The 17,810-nt window shown below is 65.0% G+C and carries 14 protein-coding genes and 1 tRNA gene; 9 read left to right on the top strand and 6 right to left on the bottom strand.

Annotated elements, in window-relative coordinates:
• Positions 1–20: 20 nt before the first annotated feature.
• A complete protein-coding gene (locus FHR21_RS10740) occupies positions 21–551 on the top strand; it encodes a dihydrofolate reductase family protein (RefSeq protein WP_184098069.1) in 531 nt (176 codons plus the stop codon).
• 63 nt (positions 552–614) lie between these two features.
• Here the strand turns inward: FHR21_RS10740 and FHR21_RS10735 are convergent.
• From FHR21_RS10735 to FHR21_RS10710, 6 genes are all read right to left on the bottom strand, one after another.
• Positions 615–691 (bottom strand) — tRNA-Arg (locus tag FHR21_RS10735).
• A gap of 247 nt (positions 692–938) precedes the next feature.
• Entirely contained in the window at positions 939–3,128 is a 2,190-nt protein-coding gene (locus FHR21_RS10730; RefSeq protein WP_184098067.1) for a hypothetical protein, read from the bottom strand.
• A 121-nt stretch (positions 3,129–3,249) separates the two neighbouring features.
• Positions 3,250–5,910: a pyruvate, phosphate dikinase gene (ppdK, locus tag FHR21_RS10725; protein WP_184098065.1), complete on the bottom strand. Its 2,661-nt coding sequence runs from the start codon at positions 5,908–5,910 to the stop codon at positions 3,250–3,252.
• An 88-nt stretch (positions 5,911–5,998) separates the two neighbouring features.
• A complete protein-coding gene (locus FHR21_RS10720; protein ID WP_184098063.1) occupies positions 5,999–6,460 on the bottom strand; it encodes a hypothetical protein in 462 nt (153 codons plus the stop codon).
• Between the two features lie 34 nt (positions 6,461–6,494).
• Positions 6,495–8,681, bottom strand: a complete 2,187-nt coding sequence (gene glyS, locus FHR21_RS10715; protein ID WP_184098061.1) for a glycine--tRNA ligase subunit beta — start codon at positions 8,679–8,681, stop codon at positions 6,495–6,497.
• Between the two features lie 139 nt (positions 8,682–8,820).
• Positions 8,821–9,735, bottom strand: a complete 915-nt coding sequence (locus FHR21_RS10710; RefSeq protein WP_184098059.1) for a glycine--tRNA ligase subunit alpha — start codon at positions 9,733–9,735, stop codon at positions 8,821–8,823.
• A 207-nt stretch (positions 9,736–9,942) separates the two neighbouring features.
• On the opposite strand from FHR21_RS10710, the gene FHR21_RS10705 reads away from it, so the two are divergent.
• The 8 genes from FHR21_RS10705 (at position 9,943) to ychF (ending at position 17,608) form a co-directional block, all read left to right on the top strand.
• Positions 9,943–10,158: a helix-turn-helix domain-containing protein gene (locus FHR21_RS10705; protein WP_184098057.1), complete on the top strand. Its 216-nt coding sequence runs from the start codon at positions 9,943–9,945 to the stop codon at positions 10,156–10,158.
• Positions 10,148–10,780 (top strand): hypothetical protein, encoded by a 633-nt coding sequence (locus tag FHR21_RS10700; protein ID WP_184098055.1) that lies wholly within the window; start codon positions 10,148–10,150, stop codon positions 10,778–10,780. Before FHR21_RS10705 ends, FHR21_RS10700 begins: the two co-directional genes overlap by 11 nt.
• A gap of 59 nt (positions 10,781–10,839) precedes the next feature.
• The gene (locus FHR21_RS10695; RefSeq protein WP_184098053.1) at positions 10,840–11,811 is read left to right on the top strand and encodes a TraB/GumN family protein; all 972 of its coding nucleotides are present in this window, start codon (positions 10,840–10,842) and stop codon (positions 11,809–11,811) included.
• A 17-nt stretch (positions 11,812–11,828) separates the two neighbouring features.
• Positions 11,829–12,707: a TraB/GumN family protein gene (locus tag FHR21_RS10690; protein WP_246427168.1), complete on the top strand. Its 879-nt coding sequence runs from the start codon at positions 11,829–11,831 to the stop codon at positions 12,705–12,707.
• Between the two features lie 255 nt (positions 12,708–12,962).
• Complete coding sequence (locus FHR21_RS10685) at positions 12,963–13,598, top strand: 50S ribosomal protein L25/general stress protein Ctc (RefSeq protein WP_184098049.1); 636 nt, start codon at positions 12,963–12,965, stop codon at positions 13,596–13,598.
• Positions 13,599–13,844: 246 nt separating this feature from the next.
• Complete coding sequence (gene pth, locus FHR21_RS10680; RefSeq protein WP_184098047.1) at positions 13,845–14,414, top strand: aminoacyl-tRNA hydrolase; 570 nt, start codon at positions 13,845–13,847, stop codon at positions 14,412–14,414.
• Between the two features lie 152 nt (positions 14,415–14,566).
• Positions 14,567–16,438: a PhoX family protein gene (locus FHR21_RS10675; protein ID WP_184098045.1), complete on the top strand. Its 1,872-nt coding sequence runs from the start codon at positions 14,567–14,569 to the stop codon at positions 16,436–16,438.
• A gap of 72 nt (positions 16,439–16,510) precedes the next feature.
• A complete protein-coding gene (gene ychF / locus FHR21_RS10670; RefSeq protein ID WP_184098043.1) occupies positions 16,511–17,608 on the top strand; it encodes a redox-regulated ATPase YchF in 1,098 nt (365 codons plus the stop codon).
• The last annotated feature ends 202 nt before the right edge of the window (positions 17,609–17,810 follow it).

Raw genomic sequence — 17,810 nt, 5'->3', positions numbered from 1 at the left:
AGCGCAGAAAGGAAACAGGCATGGCCAAGCTGGTGTTCGGAATGAACCAATCCCTCGACGGATACGTCGACCATATGGAATTTGCGCCCGACCCCACGCTCTTCCGCCACTTCATCAAGGAGGCTCAAGAGCAGGCGGGCAGCCTCTACGGCCGCAAAATCTATGAGATCATGCGCTATTGGGACGACGAACATCCCGAATGGGATGCCGATGAGCGGGCGTTCGCTACGGCATGGCGGAATCAGCCGAAATGGGTCGTCTCGCGATCGCAGCCGTTGATCGGTCCCAATGCCACGCTGATCGGCGACGATCTCGAGCGCGCGGTTCGTGCGTTGAAGGCCGAGCGCGAGGGAGAGATCGAGGTTGCCGGCCCCGATTTGGCCCACAGCCTCACCGAGCTTGGTCTGATCGATGAGTATCGTATCTATCTGCATCCCGTCGCGCTCGGCCGCGGCACGCCCTATTTCGCGGGCCCACGGCCCCGGCTTCACCTCATGACCCATGACCGGATCGGCGAGGATGTCGTCAGGCTTACCTACCGCCCTGCCTGAGCGCGCGCGTTGCGGCTCTCCAGCCGGTCGGCACCGGGGGATTATTCGGGTCCTGAGGGAGAATGGCGCACCCGGAACGATTCGAACGTCCGACCCCCAGATTCGTAGTCTGGTGCTCTATCCAGCTGAGCTACGGGTGCGGTGTTGCTTTTCAGCAACTTATATTGTCGCTTCGTTGAATGAGCCAACCATTCCGTTGAAATTCCAACGACTCGACGCAGGGCGCTCTAGAGACAGGTTCGATCGATTGCAAGCGTCCCGAGAGAAAATCATTCATCGCCTATCGGGCGGCGTCTCGTCAGGGCGACGATGAACTCGCCGCAGATCGGCCGCGTTCAGCAGCATCGCAACAGAGCATCCCCAGCCGGACAGGTCGCGCGCGCGAGGCTATACCTCTAGCACGCGCTCGGGCAGCCACGTCCCCGGCGTCCCGGCGGTAGCACAGCGCCAGCTCGCGACGATATGCTTGTCCTTCTGATCACTCGCCTGACCCAACGCGCTGTTCTCTACGCGGTCGCCAACCTTCCATGTCCCATAGGCAGGCGGCGCAGGAGCGACGATTTCAACATTGTCATTGCCGATCAACCGGATTTCGGAGACGTTGTTGACGCTTGGGACTGAAATCGGCCCGCCTGGAATCGCCTGCCACTGTTCGCCGTTACCAAGACAATAGCCGGCATCGTAGAACTGCTTTATCCCCATCAATCCGGCAAACACCTGATGGCTATAGGACCCGGGACGTTCGCCGCGAATCAGATACATGGTCATTGCCGACATGGCCGGATTGGTGGTTTCGGGCGATCCTATGGGCGCGTCGAAATTGGCGGCATTGCCGCCCCGGATCTTAGCGGCACTCAACTCCCCGCCCGGAAAGATTCGACCGCACATTCGATCTATAGGCCCGACCAACCCAAAAAGGCGCCAATAATAGGTGCCGTTCGGCGCGTTCCACCGCACGTTGGCGGTGGCGCCCAAAATTGCGGCGTTGAGCGCCAAAGGGCCCGGTTGCGCCCGCATCTGGGAGTGAACCGTGTAACCGACGATAGAAGCATTGCGCGCATTCCAAGCCGCATTATTCTCCCAGGCACCAAGCAATTCGCCGTCTCGGGCAACCTTGGCCGCCGTATAAGTCGTCTGCGCCGCTTCCCCCCGGGAAACGAGAGTCCGCGAGCAATTCCGTATGTTGATGGTCCCCGCCTTCGTCGTGATGTTTATGTCGGAATTGTCAGGCTCGTAACCCGCGGGAACAAAGGTATGCGGGACCGGGACATTATAGCCGAAGTGACATTCTTCGATCGTGAGCGGCGGCGGAACGTAATAATCCCCATAAGCGCCGACCTCGACCATCGGGACATTGGAGCGATTGTAAATCAGGCTATTGCGCAACGAGCCGCCCACACCCCTGAATTTCACCGGCCCGCCATTCTCGCAGTGGAACCCCGTCAGATCGAGACCGATGCACCGCTCGAACAGATGCGCGCCGTTGATGACGGCGCTGATAGTGCCGCCATTGCAATTCTTTACATGGAGGCCCTTCTGACCGATCGGCTCGACCGAAAAATGTACATTCCGAATCGTCAGATTGTCGCCGAACGCGTTGATCTGGATGGCATAATTGTCGGGGTCTTGATGCGCGTAAACAATGATATCCTCCAGCAGGATGCCATCGGTATACTGGCCTCCGCCGCTTCCACCCGTCCCCGACTTGACGTAGCTCCCCCACAATCTGTTGGTTGTAACGTTACGAAGGCCATGCCGGCTCTTGGAATAGATGCCCCGCAGCCCCTCGACGAGGGTATTGCCGTTGATGATGCCGAGCGGATTGTCATTGTTCCAGAGGGTGAAGTTCTCCAGGCGCGGCATGACCGTGGTGGCGCCACCATATTTGATCTGCCGATCCGAGGCGTCGACGTTCAGGCAGATCATGGCTTGGTTGTCGAAAGCGCGGAGCGGCGTTCCGGCCATGGGGATAAGCCGGGCGCCATTCAGCGCGCCCCACATGAACCAAGGAAGGTGCAGGCTGCCCGAAATCCGAAAGGCCAGGCCCGGAGGCAATTTGAACAGACCGCTTCCAAAGCTGTTCGCCTCACCGTCCAGCCCATGGTCCCGATAATATCGAGCGAGCGCATTCAATGCGGCCGTTGCATCTGGGGGGCTACTGCTGCCGTCATCGGCCAGCGCGCCGAACATCGCCGCGTCCGGCTCGCGCTCGCCCAGCTTGAACCCGCGGCCATTGGATGAGATAAAAGCTGAACGCGGATTCTCATTGACATAGGCCTCGTCAACTGACGCGTCGTAACGATATTCCGCCGCGCCAACCCCCGCGATCGAATAGCCCTTCGTCTGCACCGCAGCGATCTCTGTCGGGATTGTCGCCGACGACGCATTATCGAAGGTGTCGAAGGCAGGCAGGTTGTCAACCTGAGGCGCATTGCCGCACCCATCGGTCGCAAGATGGCTTACCGAGTCTGATACAGCCAACGCGCCAGCGGAGGCCAGCAGGTCGCGTCGTTTAATCTTGACGTTGCGATATTTCATGATGTCACCGTCAACGAACCCGACGATATTGAGTTCCACCTACCCGACTGGCCTCAGCGGCCCCCGACGTGTCTATTGAACCCCGAACAGGCTCTTTCGGTTCAGCAGATTACTCGTTCTGCGGCCCCATTCGGCACGTCCCATCCCGTTGCGCCCTCCCCTATTTCGCCCTCAGCGCCGCCTGCGCCGCCGCGAGGCGTGCGATGGGGACGCGGTAGGGCGAGGCGCTGACGTAATCGAGCCCGGTTTTCTCGCAGAAATGGATGCTTGGGGCGTCGCCGCCATGCTCGCCGCAGATGCCGAGCTTGATGCCCGCGCGCGTCCCGCGACCGCGCTCGGCGGCGATTTCGATGAGCTGGCCGACACCCTCGACGTCGAGGCTGACGAAGGGATCGGTGACGAAGATGCCCTTGTCGACATATTGGGTCAGGAAACGGCCCGCATCGTCGCGACTGACGCCGATCGTCGTCTGGGTCAGGTCGTTGGTGCCGAAGCTGAAGAATTCAGCCGACCGCGCGATCTCGCCCGCCATCAACGCGGCGCGCGGCAGTTCGATCATCGTGCCGACCAGATAGGCGATCTCGCGCCCCTTTTCGGCGAACACCGCCTTCGCCGCCGTGTCGACCACCGCCTTCATCAGGTCGAACTCGCGGCGCGTCGCCACCAGCGGGATCATCACCTCGGGAATCGGCGCCGCTCCGGTTTCGGCGGCGACGTCGCACGCCGCCTCGAAGATCGCCCGCGCCTGCATCTCGTAGATTTCGGGATAAGTGACGCCGAGGCGGCAACCGCGATGGCCGAGCATCGGATTGAATTCATGCAATTCGTTCGCACGCGCCTTCAGCGTCTCGATACCGACGCCGGCCGCGGCCGCGACCTCGGCGAAATCCTCCTCGCGCGTCGGCAGGAATTCATGCAGCGGCGGGTCGAGCAGGCGGATGGTGACCGGCAGGCCCGCCATCACGCGGAAAATCTCGGCGAAATCGCGGCGCTGCTCGGGGAGCAGTTTCGCAAGCGCGGCGCGGCGCCCGTCCTCGCTGTCGGCGAGGATCATCTCGCGCACCGCGGCGATGCGCGCGGCGTCGAAGAACATATGCTCGGTACGGCACAGCCCGATGCCCTCGGCACCGAAATCGCGCGCGACCTGCGCATCGGCGGGGGTTTCGGCGTTGGTGCGCACCTTCATCCGGCGCACCTTGTCGGCCCAGCCCATCAGCGTGCCGAAATCGCCGACCAATTCGGGTTGCAGCGTCGGAACCTCGCCCGCCATCACCTCGCCGGTCGAGCCATCGAGCGTGAGGATATCGCCTTCGTGCAGTTCGCGGCCGGCAACGCGCAGCACCCGCGCCGCGCCGTCGATGGCCAGCCCGCCGGCGCCCGAGACGCAGGGGCGCCCCATGCCGCGCGCGACGACCGCCGCGTGGCTGGTCATGCCGCCGCGCGCCGTGAGGATACCCCTGGCGGCGTGCATGCCGTGGATATCCTCGGGGCTCGTCTCGACGCGGACGAGGATCACCGCTTCGCCCCGGCCCGCCGCCTTTTCGGCGCTGTCGGCGTCGAACATGATCTTGCCCGACGCGGCGCCGGGGCTTGCCGGAAGCCCCTTGGTCAGCACGTCGCGCGGCGCATCGGGGTCGAGCGTCGGGTGGAGAAGCTGGTCGAGCGCGCCCGGGTCGACGCGCTGAACGGCTTCCTCTTCGGAAATCAGGCCTTCGGCGGCCATGTCGACCGCGATCTTCAGCGCCGCCTTCGCGGTGCGCTTGCCCGAACGCGTCTGGAGCATCCACAGCTTGCCGCGCTCGACGGTGAATTCGATGTCCTGCATGTCGCGATAATGGGTTTCGAGCGTGTCGAAGACGCGGCCCAGTTCGCCGAAGGTTTCTGGCATCGCCTCTTCCATCGACAGCGGCTTGGCGCACGCCGTCTCGCGCGCGGCTTTGGTCAGATATTGCGGGGTGCGGATGCCGGCGACGACATCCTCGCCCTGGGCATTGATCAGCCATTCGCCATACCAGGCGCGCGCGCCGGTCGCGGGGTCGCGGGTAAAGGCGACGCCGGTGGCCGAAGTGTCGCCCATATTGCCGAACACCATCGCCTGGACATTGACAGCGGTGCCCCATTCGCCGGGGATGGTATTCAGGCGGCGATAGACTTTCGCGCGGTCGCTTTCCCAACTCGCGAAGACAGCACCGATCGCGCCCCAGAGCTGATCCTTCGGCTCCTGCGGGAAAGGCGCGCCGGTTTCGCGCTGAACGATCGCCTGATATTCGGCGACGAGCGCCTGCCAGTCCTCGGCCGCCATCTCGGTGTCGAGATAGAAGCCCTTGTCCTCCTTGGCGATTTCGAGCGCCTCCTCGAACGCCGCATGGTCGAGCCCCATGACGACGTCGGCATACATCTGGATGAAGCGGCGATAGCTGTCCCAGGCGAAGCGGGGGTCGCCCGAGGCCTGGGCCAAGCCGACCACGGTCGCGTCGTTGAGGCCGAGGTTGAGGACGGTGTCCATCATGCCCGGCATCGACACGCGCGCGCCCGAGCGGACCGAAACGAGCAGCGGGTTCGCGGGGTCGCCGAAGCTCCGCCCGGTGATGCCCTCGATATGCGCGATGCCGCCTTCGACCTCTTCGGTCAGGCCGGCGGGAAATTGCTCGTCGTTCGCATAATAGGCGGTGCAGACGTCGGTGGTGATCGTAAAGCCCGGCGGCACCGGAAGGCCGATCGAAGCCATTTCGGCCAGGTTCGCCCCCTTGCCGCCCAGCAATTCCTTCGATCGCTCGGCCGTTGTCGCCGCTGCGCCGAACAAATGCACCATCGTCGTCATGTCTTACTCCTGCTGCCCCTGGGGAGAAGGTGGCGGGGGAATAGAGCCGGCCCCGGTCGAGGTCGACTCAGTTTTGCTTTCAGCGGCATCAGGCGGGTCTGCCGCCATGATGCGCCTGCCATCGGTCGAAGATCGCCTGCCCCGCCGGCTGGCCGAAGGTCATCATCGGCACGTCGCGGCGGAATGTGAGCTGGTGCGCCTTGACCCACAGCGTCTTGCGCGGTTCGATCGACGCGATCGCGTCCCAGCGAATATGCAGCAGCGGGTGAAAGAGGCGGAAGATCGCAAGCGGCCGCAGATAGAGGCCGCCGGTGTCGATCCATATATTCATCGCGCTGCGATAGCTGATTCCGCCGGGAAAGCGGCCGATGACCATCGACGCCATCGAATAGCGCTGCGCATCGGGCGGGACCGGCCGGTCGCACGCGAATTCGGGCAGATAGCGCGACCAGCCGAACCACGACAAAAGACGGATGATGCCCAGCCACATGAGAATGAAAAGCAGCGGGAAACCGAGCGCGAAGATCCAGATCAGATGGGTATCGTTCATGGTGCCATTCCCCCTTCCTTGACGATTGGCAGACCTAACCCTCTATCTTCGAAAAATCGGCGACGCTGTGAACGGCATCACGGAAACGCGCGAGCAGCCCGAGCCGGAAGGCGCGCACCGCAGGATCGGGATCGTTGACCATCACGTCCTCGAAAAAGGCGTCGATGGGCACTCGCAGTGACGCAAGCGCGGACATGGCGTCGGTGAAGCGTTCGTCGGCGACGGCGGCCGCTGCCGCGGGTTCGGCGGTGTCGAGCGCGGCGAGCAAGGCTGTTTCCGCTGGCTCCAATTCTCCCCTCCCGCTTGCGGGAGGGGTCGGGGGAGGGGCTGTTTCGGGCGAAGGGGTGGCGGATGACCTGCCCTCCCCTAGCCCCTCCCGCAAGCGGGAAGCGGACATATCCCCCGCCTGCTTCAGGATATTCGCCGCGCGCTTGTAGCCCGCGAGCAGGTTCGCGCCGTCGTCGGTCGCCATGAAGGCTTGGAGCGCCTTCACGCGGGCCAAATTTCCGACGATCTCATCTTTGCGCTTTTCGAGGCCGAAAACCGCATCGATCAGGTCGTGTCGAACACCAGCTTCGCGCTGCTGCACCTTGAGCCGGTCGACGAAAAAGTCAGGGACGGCGCGAAACAACTCCGCTCCCATAAACTCGGCCAGCCAGATTTCGTGAACAGCAGTGCTCGTGCTCTTTTCCTGCTGCAAGCCTATGAGATGCCCGACCCGGGAAGCCGCATAGTCCAACTCAAGTCGCAAACCATTGCGAAGAACAAGTTCGATAATGCCGAGCGCTGCGCGACGCAATGCAAAGGGGTCTCGCGAACCAGTGGGTCGCTCCTTGATGACGAAGAAGCCAACAAGCGTATCCAGCTTGTCCGCCAACGCCACGGTCACCGTCACCGGTGCGGTCGGCACATCATCGCCCTGCCCGACCGGCTTGTAATGGTCGCGGATCGCGTCGGCGACGGCGTCGGGCAGGCCTTCGGCGCGGGCGTAATAGCCACCCATCAGACCCTGCAGTTCGGGGAATTCGCCGACCATTTCGGTGACGAGGTCGGCCTTCGCCAGTTCCGCCGCCTGCCGCGCGAGCGCGGGGTCGCAGTTGGGGACGATGCCTTCGCTTGCCAGCCATTCGGCGAGCTTCGCGACGCGCTCGACCTTGTCGGCGACGGTGCCGAGCTTTTCGTGGAATGTGATGTTCGCGAGTTTTTCGGCGTGCTCGGCCAGCGTCTTCTTCTGATCCTGTTCCCAGAAGAAGCGCGCGTCGGACAGGCGCGCGGCGAGGACCTTGCGGTTGCCGGCGACGATCTCTGCACCGCTGTCGCTCGCGACGATATTCGCGGTGCAAACGAAACCGTTGGCGAGCTTGCCGTCGGCGCCGTTCACGACGAAATATTTCTGGTTCACCCGCGCGGTGAGCTGGATGACCTCGGGCGGCACCGCGAGGAACGCTTCGTCGAAGCGACCGAGCAAGGGCACCGGCCATTCGGTGAGGCCGGCATTCTCGATCACCAGCCCTTCGTCCTCGACCAGAGTCAGCCCGGCGTCGGCCGCGGCCTTCGCGGCGCCGTCGCGAACGATCGCGGCGCGCTCCGCATGGTCGACGATGACGTGGCAGGCGCGCAGCTTGTCGGCATAGTCCGCCGCCGAGCCGATGGTGATCTCGCCGGGGCAGTGGAAGCGGTGGCCGCGCGTCGCGAACCCCGTAGAAATCCCGCCGACTTCACAGGCGATCAGTTCATCGCCGAGGATCGCGACGATGCCCGACAACGGGCGCACCCAGCGCAGGCTTTCGCTGCTCGTGCTTTCGCGGCCCCAGCGCATCGACTTGGGCCAAGCGAAGGCGCGGACGATCGCGGGGATCGCTTCGGCCAGCACATCGCGGGTCGCGCGGCCGGCACGCTCGATCACCGCGAAATACACGCCGTCGCGGTCTTCGAGCCGGTCCTGGGTCAGACCTGTCTTGCGCAGGAAGCCTTCGAGCGCCTGCGGCGGCGCGCTGGTGCGCGGGCCCTTGAGCTCTTCGCTGATCGCGGCGGTCGCGTCGGGAAGCTCCTTGGCGATCAGCGCGAGGCGGCGCGGGGTCGACCAGATGGTGAGGTCGCCCGCTTCGAGGCCCGCAGCCGCGAGCTGCGCGCGAAACAGCTTGTCGAGCTCGGCGCGCGCGCCGGCCTGCATCCGCGCCGGGATTTCCTCGCTGCGGAGTTCGAGAAGGAAATCGGTCATTGCAAATCCTCCGAACCCCGAACCTCGTTCGCATCGAGCGAAGTCGAGATGCCGCGAAGGACAGCGCCATTCCGATGGGTGTCTCGACGATGCTCGACACGAACGGAAAGGGAGGTCGCGGCAGGATTTGCGACCGCCATCACAGCGTCCACCCGGGATATTGCGCGATCCAGCGATCCGACTGGCTGTCTATCCACGCCTTGCAGCTTCCCTTGGCGAGGTCGCGGACGCGGGCCATGTAATTGGCGCGTTCCTGGACGCTGATGACGCCGCGCGCCTGGAGTAGGTTGAAGAGGTGGCTCGCCTCGATCGCCTGGTCATAGGCGGCGAGCGGGACGTTCGCCGCGATGGCGCGCCGGCATTCGGCCTCGGCCGCCTTGAAGCCCGCGAACAGGCTGTCGGTGTCGGCGACCTCGAAATTCCATTTCGAGAATTGGCGCTCATTCTCGAGGAAGACGTCGCCGTAACAGACCCCCGGCACGTCGCCGACCGGGTCGGAGAAGCGCAGGTCGTACACATTGTCAACATTCTGGATATACATGGCGAGGCGTTCGAGCCCGTAGGTCAGTTCGCCCGCGACGGGCTTGCAGTCATAGCCGCCCATCTGCTGGAAATAGGTGAACTGCGTCACCTCCATCCCGTCGCACCACACCTCCCAGCCCAGCCCCCAGGCGCCGAGCGTCGGCGATTCCCAATCGTCCTCGACGAAGCGGATGTCGTGGAGCAGCGGGTCGATGCCGATCGCGGCGAGGCTGCCGAGATACTGGTCCTGAATGTCGGCGGGCGACGGTTTCAGGATCACCTGATACTGGTAATAATGCTGGAGCCGGTTGGGGTTCTCGCCATAGCGGCCATCGGTCGGGCGGCGGCTGGGCTGGACATAGGCGACGTTCCACGGCTCGGGCCCGAGGCTGCGCAGGGTGGTCGCGGGATGAAAGGTCCCCGCCCCGACGCGCATGTCATAGGGCTGGAGGATCGCGCAGCCGCGCGCGCCCCAATAGGCGTGGAGGGTCAGGATCATGTCCTGAAAGCTGAGGGGTTTCGTCTCCGCCACGTCGGTCCCTGATCCCGTCTTTCGCAGGTGCAACAATCGCGCTGCCCTTGGCGCAGCGGGGCGCAGCGGTCAAGGGAGGGCAAAGCGTGGAAGTTGCCGAAAGTGCCGCGCATCGTGACGACACGGCGCCTTGACATGGTCAGGCGATCCTGTCATTTAGTCAATAACACCTGACATAAGGTCAGGCGAGCATGACGGATTCGGCGGGTGAACAACAAGCTGAAAGTGTTGCGTGCGATGCGAAGCTGGAGCCAGGCGGAACTGGCCGACCGGCTCGACGTGTCGCGGCAGGCGGTGAACGCGATCGAGACGGGGAAATACGACCCGTCGCTGCCGCTCGCCTTCAAGCTCGCCCGCCTGTTCGCCATGCCGATCGAGGAGATTTTCGATGATGGTTTCGAAGGACCGGCCGATGACGCGTGATCCGTCCCCGAAGGGAATCGGCGGAGCGGTGGGATGGCCGATCGCCATCGCCCTCGCCGCCGCAATGCTGGCCGGCATCTTTGCCGGTTATAATCAGGCGGCCGTCGAAAATGGCGGCGAGCCGCTGCCCGCGTGGCTGGGCCCGCTTGTCGGGATCGGCTTCTGCGCCATCGCCGGCGCCTTCTATCTGCGCGCCTATGGCGCCGTGTGGCGGCAAAGGTCGCCGCGCAAGCGCCGCTATTGGCTGGCGCTGGGAGTCGCCGCCCTGGTGGGCGCCCTGATCGGCGTCTGGTCGATGGCCGATAGCGACACGCCCGTCGCCGAAGTCGCCATGATCGCGGACGGCCCGGTCAGCCCCGGCTTTGCCATCGGCGCGTCGCTGCTGTGGCTGCTGGGCCTGGCGGTTTCCATGATCCTTTATCATCGCGCCATCGACGACCATGAAGAACGCGCCTGGCTATGGGCGAGCCTGGCGGGCTGGTACAGTTTCGTCTTTCCGGCGCCGGTCTGGTGGATGCTCCATCGCGCGGACCTCGCTCCGCCGGTCGATGCGATGGCGCTCTTTCTGCTGTCGCTCGTCGTGAATGCCGTCATATATCTGTGGATGAAGTTCCGTCGATGACCAGCCCCCTTCCCTCTCCTTTTCCAACCGCCGGACGGCTTACCAGAAAGACCTCTCCCATGAAAAAAATGCTTCGTACCCTGATCATCACCTGCGCGGTCATCCCCTTTGCCCAATGCACGGTCCTGCCAGGCTATAACAGCGCCGCGGCGGCCGAGCCGGCGGCGCAGACCGCGCCGGTCGCTCCGCCCGCTCCGGCGCCGGCCGTCGTGGCGACCGTCGACGCCGATCCGGCGCTGTGGATGATGAAGGACGACGACACGACCATCTATCTGTTCGGCAGCGTCCATGTGCTGAAGCCCGGCCTGAGCTGGTTCGACGAGGCGGTGAAGGATGCGTTCGACAAGTCCGACGAGCTGATGCTCGAGATCGTGCTGCCCGAGGACCAGGCCGCGATGGCGAAGGCGATGCTGCCGCTCGCGATCGACCAGAGCGGCAAGACGCTATCGTCGAAGCTGGCGCCCGACGACCTGAAGGCCTATCAGGCCGCGATGGCGAAACTCGACCTGCCGGCCGCGCAGTTCGACATGTTCGAACCCTGGTTCGCCGCGATGACGCTGTCGGTCGCGCCGCTGATCAAGTTCGGCTATGATCCCGAGCAGGGTGCCGAAAAGCAGCTCACGAACGCCGCCAAGGCGGAAGGCAAGCCGATTTCCGGCCTGGAGACGATCGACCAGCAGATCGGCTATTTCGATACGCTGCCCGAATTTTCGCAGATCGCCTTCCTGAACGCGGTGGTCAAGGACATCGACACGCTGGGGTCGACGCTCGACACGCTGGTCGACCAGTGGAGCAAGGGCGATCCCGACGCGCTCGCGCAGACGATGAACGAAAGCCTGGAGTCGACGCCCGACCTGGCCAAGCGGCTGCTGTTCGACCGCAACGCCAACTGGGCCGACCAGCTCAAGGCGCGGATGGACGAACCCGGCACCGTGTTCGTCGCGGTCGGCGCGGGCCATCTCGCGGGCGCCCACAGCGTGCAGGATTATCTGAAGGAGCGCGGGCTGACCGTGACGCGGGTCGCGTATTGATCGCGGGGGCGTCCCCCTTGCGCAACCGGGGTCGCCGCGTCGCGGCGGCCCTGCTTGCGTGCCTGCTCGCCGCCTGTTCCCCGCCTGCGGTCACGTTCGACGCCACCCCGGCGATGTGGCTGGCCGAGGATGGCGATACGCGCATCTATCTGCTGGGCACCATGCACGCGCTGCCCGAAAACACCGACTGGAACCGGGGCAGGATCGCGGCCGCCGCCGCGGCGTCGGACGAGCTGGTGATGGAATTGTCGCCCGCCGAATTGTCGGCGGCGAGCGAGGAGTTCCAGCGCCTCGCCCCGCGCGAGGCGCCGTTGGCGATCGACCGGCGCCTGCCGCCCGCCGCGCTGGCCGGCTATCGCGCGCTGGAGGCGAGCGGGTCGGCCTTTCCCGCCGACGCGCTCGACGACTGGGCGGTGATGGTGCTGATAGGCCAGCGCGTCGCCCGCAACGCGGCGCTGTCGCCCGACAATGGCGTCGAGGCGGTGCTGATGCAGCGCTTCGCCGAGGCGGGCAAGCCGATCGCGGGGCTGGAGACCGCGCGCAGCCAGTTGATGCTGTTCGAAACGCTCGACCCCAGGACCCAGCGCGCGCTGCTGACCCGCGCCGCCGAGCGCGCGGGCGACGCGGTCGCCGAGGTGCATGTGCTGGCCGACGCCTGGTCGCGCGGCGACGTCGCGGCGCTGGAGCGCGAGATCAACGAGGATGTCGACGCCGTTCCCGCGGCGCGCGCGGCGATCATCACCGGCCGCAACCGCGCCTGGGCGGCATGGATCGCAAAACGGATGGAGCGGCCGGGGACGCTGCTGGTCGCGGTCGGCGCCGGGCATCTGGTCGGCGCGGACGGGGTGCCGGCGTTGCTGGAAGCGCAGGGCGTGACGGTGCGGCGGGTGCAATAGGGACGCTTTTTTTCCATTCGCAATGGCGGACTTTTGGTCAAGCTTGACCCGGCAACGCCGGGTAGCGATAGAGCGGCGCCTGGGTCGAAGCGGGACCCCGGGTCAGGCCCGGGGTGACGGAGGAGGCGGGATGAAGTCCCACCCTGCTGTCCCGCCCCTTGCAATTCCGCCGTCTTCCCGCTATGCGCCCGCGCTTCCGTCATGGTCATCCCTGGAGGCGTGGCGGACTGTGCAACCGTTTCTCGGAGAAATGATATGAGCGATCAGTTGACGCTGACGGCCGAGACGCGCGAACGCGGAGGCAAGGGAGCCTCGCGCGAGCTGCGTCGCAATGGCCGCGTCCCCGCCGTCGTCTATGGCGGCAAGGAAGACCCCCTGATGATCCACGTCGAAGAAAAGCTGCTGATGAAGCAGTTGATGACCGGCATTTTCATGAACTCGGTCGTGATGATCGAAGTCGGCGGCAAGACCATCCGCACCCTGCCCAAGGACGTCGCTTTCCACCCGGTCAAGGATCGCCCGATCCACGCCGACTTCCTGCGCGTGTCGAAGGATACCAAGGTCCAGGTCGGCGTCCCCGTCCTGTTCGTGAACGAGGAACTGGCGCCCGGCCTGAAGCGCGGCGGCGTGCTGAACGTCGTGCGCCACGAGCTGGAACTGGTCTGCGAAGCGGACAAGATTCCCGACGACATCACGATCGACGTCACCGGTTTCGACGTCGGCGATTCGATCCACATCAGCCACGTCACCCTGCCGAAGGGCGTGGAAAGCGCGATCACCGACCGCGATTTCACCATCGCAACGATCGTCGCACCGTCGGCGCTCAAGTCGAGCGACGGCGACACGACCAAGGATGAAGGCGAAGCCGAGGGCGGCGAAGCCGAAGCCTGATTCGAAGCCCTCTGGCCCGTCGAGGGACAGGGATTATAGGCGAAGAGGCGGCGCTTCGGACGAAACGCCGCCTCCTCCCGCTTCGTCATGCTGAACTTGTTTCAGCATCCATGGCCCCGCTTCTCATTCTACGTTGCGCTGCATTCGAGGGCTGGCCATGGACCCCGAAACCAGTTCAGGGTGACGAGACAGAAAGGGTAGTCGTCGAAAGCGGCTTGATCCCCTGAATATAGAGGGGTTTTCGACATGCAGCTCTGGGTCGGTCTCGGCAATCCCGGACCCCAATATGCGATGCACCGGCACAATGTCGGCTTCATGGCCGCCGACGTCATCGCCGACACGCATGGCTTTTCGGCGCCCGCGAAGAAATTCCAGGGCTGGATACAGGATGGCCGCATCGGCCGCGAGCGCGTGCTGCTGCTCAAGCCCGCGACCTATATGAACGAAAGCGGCCGCAGCGTGCGCGCGGCAATGGATTTCTACAAGCTGGCGCCGCAGGACGTCACCGCCTTTTACGACGAACTCGACCTGGCGCCGATGAAGGTCAAGGTGAAGCGCGGCGGCGGCGCGGCGGGGCATAACGGCATCCGCAGCATGATCGCCCATATCGGCGACGATTTCCGCCGCGTGCGGATCGGCATCGGCCATCCGGGGCACAAGGACCGGGTGACGGGGCATGTGCTGGGTTCCTATCACAAGAGCGAGATCGAACCGCTGACCGACCTGCTCGGCGCGATCGCCGCCGAGGTGCCATGGCTGGCCGAGGGCGACGATGCGCGCTTCGTCAGCGACCTGGCGCTGCGCCTGAACGGCTGAACCGAGCGCGGCCGTCACAAAAGCCACTCGCTCCCTTCATCGTCCCGACGCAATCGCGCAATCGACGTGCAACCTGCCTCTGCGAACAGGCTTCGCGACTGCGGGGGCGTTCTGCCCATCGCGGCGAAACCCACAGCCAAAAGGGGCACTGCATGTCATATCTGACCGACGAGGCGCGCGCGCCGTATCGCCGCGCGACCGACGATTTGAACGGGCCGGACAGCCTGGAAGCCATCGTTGCCGACAATCCGTCGCGCCGCTCGATCTTGGGCAAGGGACTGCTCGGCCTGTCGGTGATTCCCGCCGTGGTGCTGGCCGGGTGCGACGACGACAATCCGGTCGTCACGCTGCCGCCCACCCCGACGCCCTCCCCCACCCCGACGCCGACGCCGACCCCGGTCAGCTATGACGTGAATTTCACGCCGGTCGCGGCGAACGAGGAGGACAAGGTCACCGTGCCCGAGGGCTATTCGGTCGCGGTGCTGCTGAAGGCCGGCGATTCCGTCGAGGCGGGCGCGCCCTGGTCGGGCAGCTATCCGACCCCCGCCGACGCCGAGAAGTGGGCCGGCGGCAATCATGACGGCATGGAGTATTTCGCCCTGCCCGAGGTCGATCCCAACACCGGCGGTCTGCTGGCGATGAATTACGAGCTGCCGGACTTCCACATCCTGATGCCGGGCAGCTATGACGCCGCGACCGCGTCGGCCGACCAGAAGGCGCTCGCGCTGTCGGCGGTCGGCATCGGGGTGGTCGAGGTCGCCAAGGGCGAGGACGGCGCCTGGGCGGTCAAGAGCGGATCGACGTACAACAGGCGCTATACCGGCAACAGCAGCTATCGCGCCGGCGGCCCCGCGGCGGGCGTGCTGTCGGGCACGATCAAGGGCATGCTCAACAATTGCTCGAGCGGGCGGACGCCGTGGGACACCTATCTGACCTGCGAGGAGACGACCGACAATTATCTCGACCCGACGCAGCCCGAGCGCCATTACGGCTGGGTCGTCGAGATCGACCCGCTGCGCGAGCTGGCGACGCCGACGAAGCGCACCGCGATGGGGCGTTTCAACCACGAGAATGTGGCTTTCATGGCGAACGACGACAACCGCGTCGCCTTTTACATGGGCGACGATTCGACACCGGGGTGCATCTACAAGTTCGTTCCCGACCGCGCCTTCAACCCGTCGAACCGCGCCGCGAACACCGACCTGCTCGATTACGGCACCCTGTATGTCGCGCGCTTCAACGGCGACGGCACCGGCGAATGGCGCGCGCTGGTCGTCGGGCAGAACGGTCTGACCGCCGGCGCGCAGGACCCCGGCAACGTCAGCCAGAGCACGACGCCCCCGACGCCGGCGACGGTCGATTTCAACAATCAGGCCGATGTGCTGATCGAATGCCAGTCGGCGGCGCGCGTCGCGGGCGGCACGGTGATGGACCGTCCCGAATGGATCACGGTGGCGCCCGACAACAGCGCGATCTTCGTCACGCTGACCAACAACAGCGGCCGCAAGGTCACCGACGCCGCCAACCCGCGCGTCACCAACCTGCACGGCCACATCATCAGGTTCAGCGAAACGGGCGACGATCCGCTGGCGACGGGCTTTGCATGGGATATCTTCCTGCTCGCCGGCGACCCGTCGCTCGCGGCGGGCGGCAGCCATGTCGTCGGCAATATCGACGGCGACACCTTCTCCAGCCCCGACGGCATCCGCATCGACCCGCAGGGCCGGCTGTGGGTGCAGACCGACCACAGCATTCCGGGCAATTCGGGGGTGGCCGGCACGACGATCGAGGATGCCTTCGGCCACAATGCGATGTTCTATATCGATCAGGTCACGAAGGAATCGAAGCGCTTCCTGGTCGGCCCGACCGGCTGCGAGATCACCGGGCTGGCCTATACGCCGGACCTCACGACCTTCTTCGTGAACATCCAGCATCCGACCGGCGACTGGCCGGTGGCGGGCGAGGCGCCGCGCTCCTCGACCGTCGTCGTCCAGCGCAGCGACAAGGCGCCGATCGGCAACTGATCCATCGCACTGGAAAAGGCCAGCCCCGCTCGCTAAGGGGCTGGCCTGTTTCCAGATCGATCGGATGTTTTCATGGGTTTCAAATGCGGGATCGTCGGGCTGCCCAATGTGGGCAAGTCCACCCTGTTCAACGCGCTGACCGAGACGCAGGCGGCGCAGGCGGCCAATTATCCCTTCTGCACGATCGAGCCGAACATCGGCAATGTCGCGGTCCCCGACGACCGGCTCGACAAGCTCGCCGCGATCGCGGGCAGCCAGAAGATCATCCCGACCCAGCTCGCCTTCGTCGATATCGCGGGACTGGTGCGCGGCGCGTCGAAGGGCGAAGGACTGGGCAACCAGTTCCTCGGCAATATCCGCGAGGTCGACGCGATCGTCCACGTCCTGCGCTGTTTCGAGGACGACGACATCCAGCATGTCGAGAACAAGGTCGACCCCGTCGCCGATGCGGAGACGGTCGAGACCGAATTGCTGCTCGCCGACCTCGAAAGCCTGGAAAAGCGCGTCCCCGCCTTTCAGAAGAAGGCGACCGGCGGCGACAAGGAGGCCAAGGCCGCGGCCTCGGTGCTCGGCCAGGCGCTCGACCTGCTGCGCGCCGGCAAGCCCGCGCGGCTGACCGAACCCAAGGATATCGAGGAAGAGCGCATCCTGAAACAGGCGCAACTGCTGACCGTCAAGCCGGTCCTCTATGTCTGCAACGTCGAGGAAGCCCATGCCGCGACGGGCAACGCCCACAGCGCGGCGGTGTTCGCACGGGCCGAGGCCGAGGGCGCGCAGGCGGTCATCGTTTCGGCCGCGATCGAGAGCGAGCTGGTGGCCATGGAGCCCGACGAGCGGATGCTGTTCCTGGAGGAGATGGGGCTGCACGAAACCGGGCTGGCGCGCGTGATCCGCGCCGGATACGAGCTGCTCCACCTGCTGACCTTCTTTACCGTCGGGCCGAAGGAGGCGCGCGCGTGGACCGTCCACACCGGCGCGACCGCGCCCGAGGCGGCGGGCGAGATCCACAGCGATTTCCAGAAGGGCTTCATCCGCGCCGAAACCATCGCTTTTGCCGATTATGTCGCGCTGGGCGGCGAGGCCAAGGCACGCGAGGCGGGCAAGCTGCGCGCCGAGGGCAAGGGCTATGTCGTGCAGGACGGGGATGTCATGCACTTTCTGCATAGCTGAGCCGATTTCGTAAAGCCGGTGGGAGGCTTTGAGGTGGGGAGCGGAGGCTCCTCTCTTTCGTCACCCCGGACTTGATCCGGGATCCCGCTTTTTCAAGGCTTCGACTGGTTTCGGTATCCAGCGGGACCCCGGATCAAGTCCGGGGTGACGATGAAAGAGAAGCGCACGTCGGTGGATGATAGCCGCCGGGGACCAGGTTCGG

The sequence above is a fragment of the Sphingopyxis panaciterrulae genome (assembly GCF_014199295.1).
GTDB lineage: Bacteria > Pseudomonadota > Alphaproteobacteria > Sphingomonadales > Sphingomonadaceae > Sphingopyxis > Sphingopyxis panaciterrulae.
This window is presented reverse-complemented; position numbering and strand designations above follow the sequence as displayed.

Coding starts and splice junctions, on each gene's coding strand:
- FHR21_RS10700 (WP_184098055.1), top strand. CDS start 10,148: ATGACGCGTGATCCGTCCCCGAAGGGAATCGGCGGAGCGGTGGGATGG.
- ychF (WP_184098043.1), top strand. CDS start 16,511: ATGGGTTTCAAATGCGGGATCGTCGGGCTGCCCAATGTGGGCAAGTCC.
- FHR21_RS10720 (WP_184098063.1), bottom strand. CDS start 6,460: ATGAACGATACCCATCTGATCTGGATCTTCGCGCTCGGTTTCCCGCTG.
- FHR21_RS10685 (WP_184098049.1), top strand. CDS start 12,963: ATGAGCGATCAGTTGACGCTGACGGCCGAGACGCGCGAACGCGGAGGC.
- FHR21_RS10675 (WP_184098045.1), top strand. CDS start 14,567: ATGTCATATCTGACCGACGAGGCGCGCGCGCCGTATCGCCGCGCGACC.
- FHR21_RS10740 (WP_184098069.1), top strand. CDS start 21: ATGGCCAAGCTGGTGTTCGGAATGAACCAATCCCTCGACGGATACGTC.
- FHR21_RS10695 (WP_184098053.1), top strand. CDS start 10,840: ATGAAAAAAATGCTTCGTACCCTGATCATCACCTGCGCGGTCATCCCC.
- pth (WP_184098047.1), top strand. CDS start 13,845: ATGCAGCTCTGGGTCGGTCTCGGCAATCCCGGACCCCAATATGCGATG.
- ppdK (WP_184098065.1), bottom strand. CDS start 5,910: ATGACGACGATGGTGCATTTGTTCGGCGCAGCGGCGACAACGGCCGAG.
- glyS (WP_184098061.1), bottom strand. CDS start 8,681: ATGACCGATTTCCTTCTCGAACTCCGCAGCGAGGAAATCCCGGCGCGG.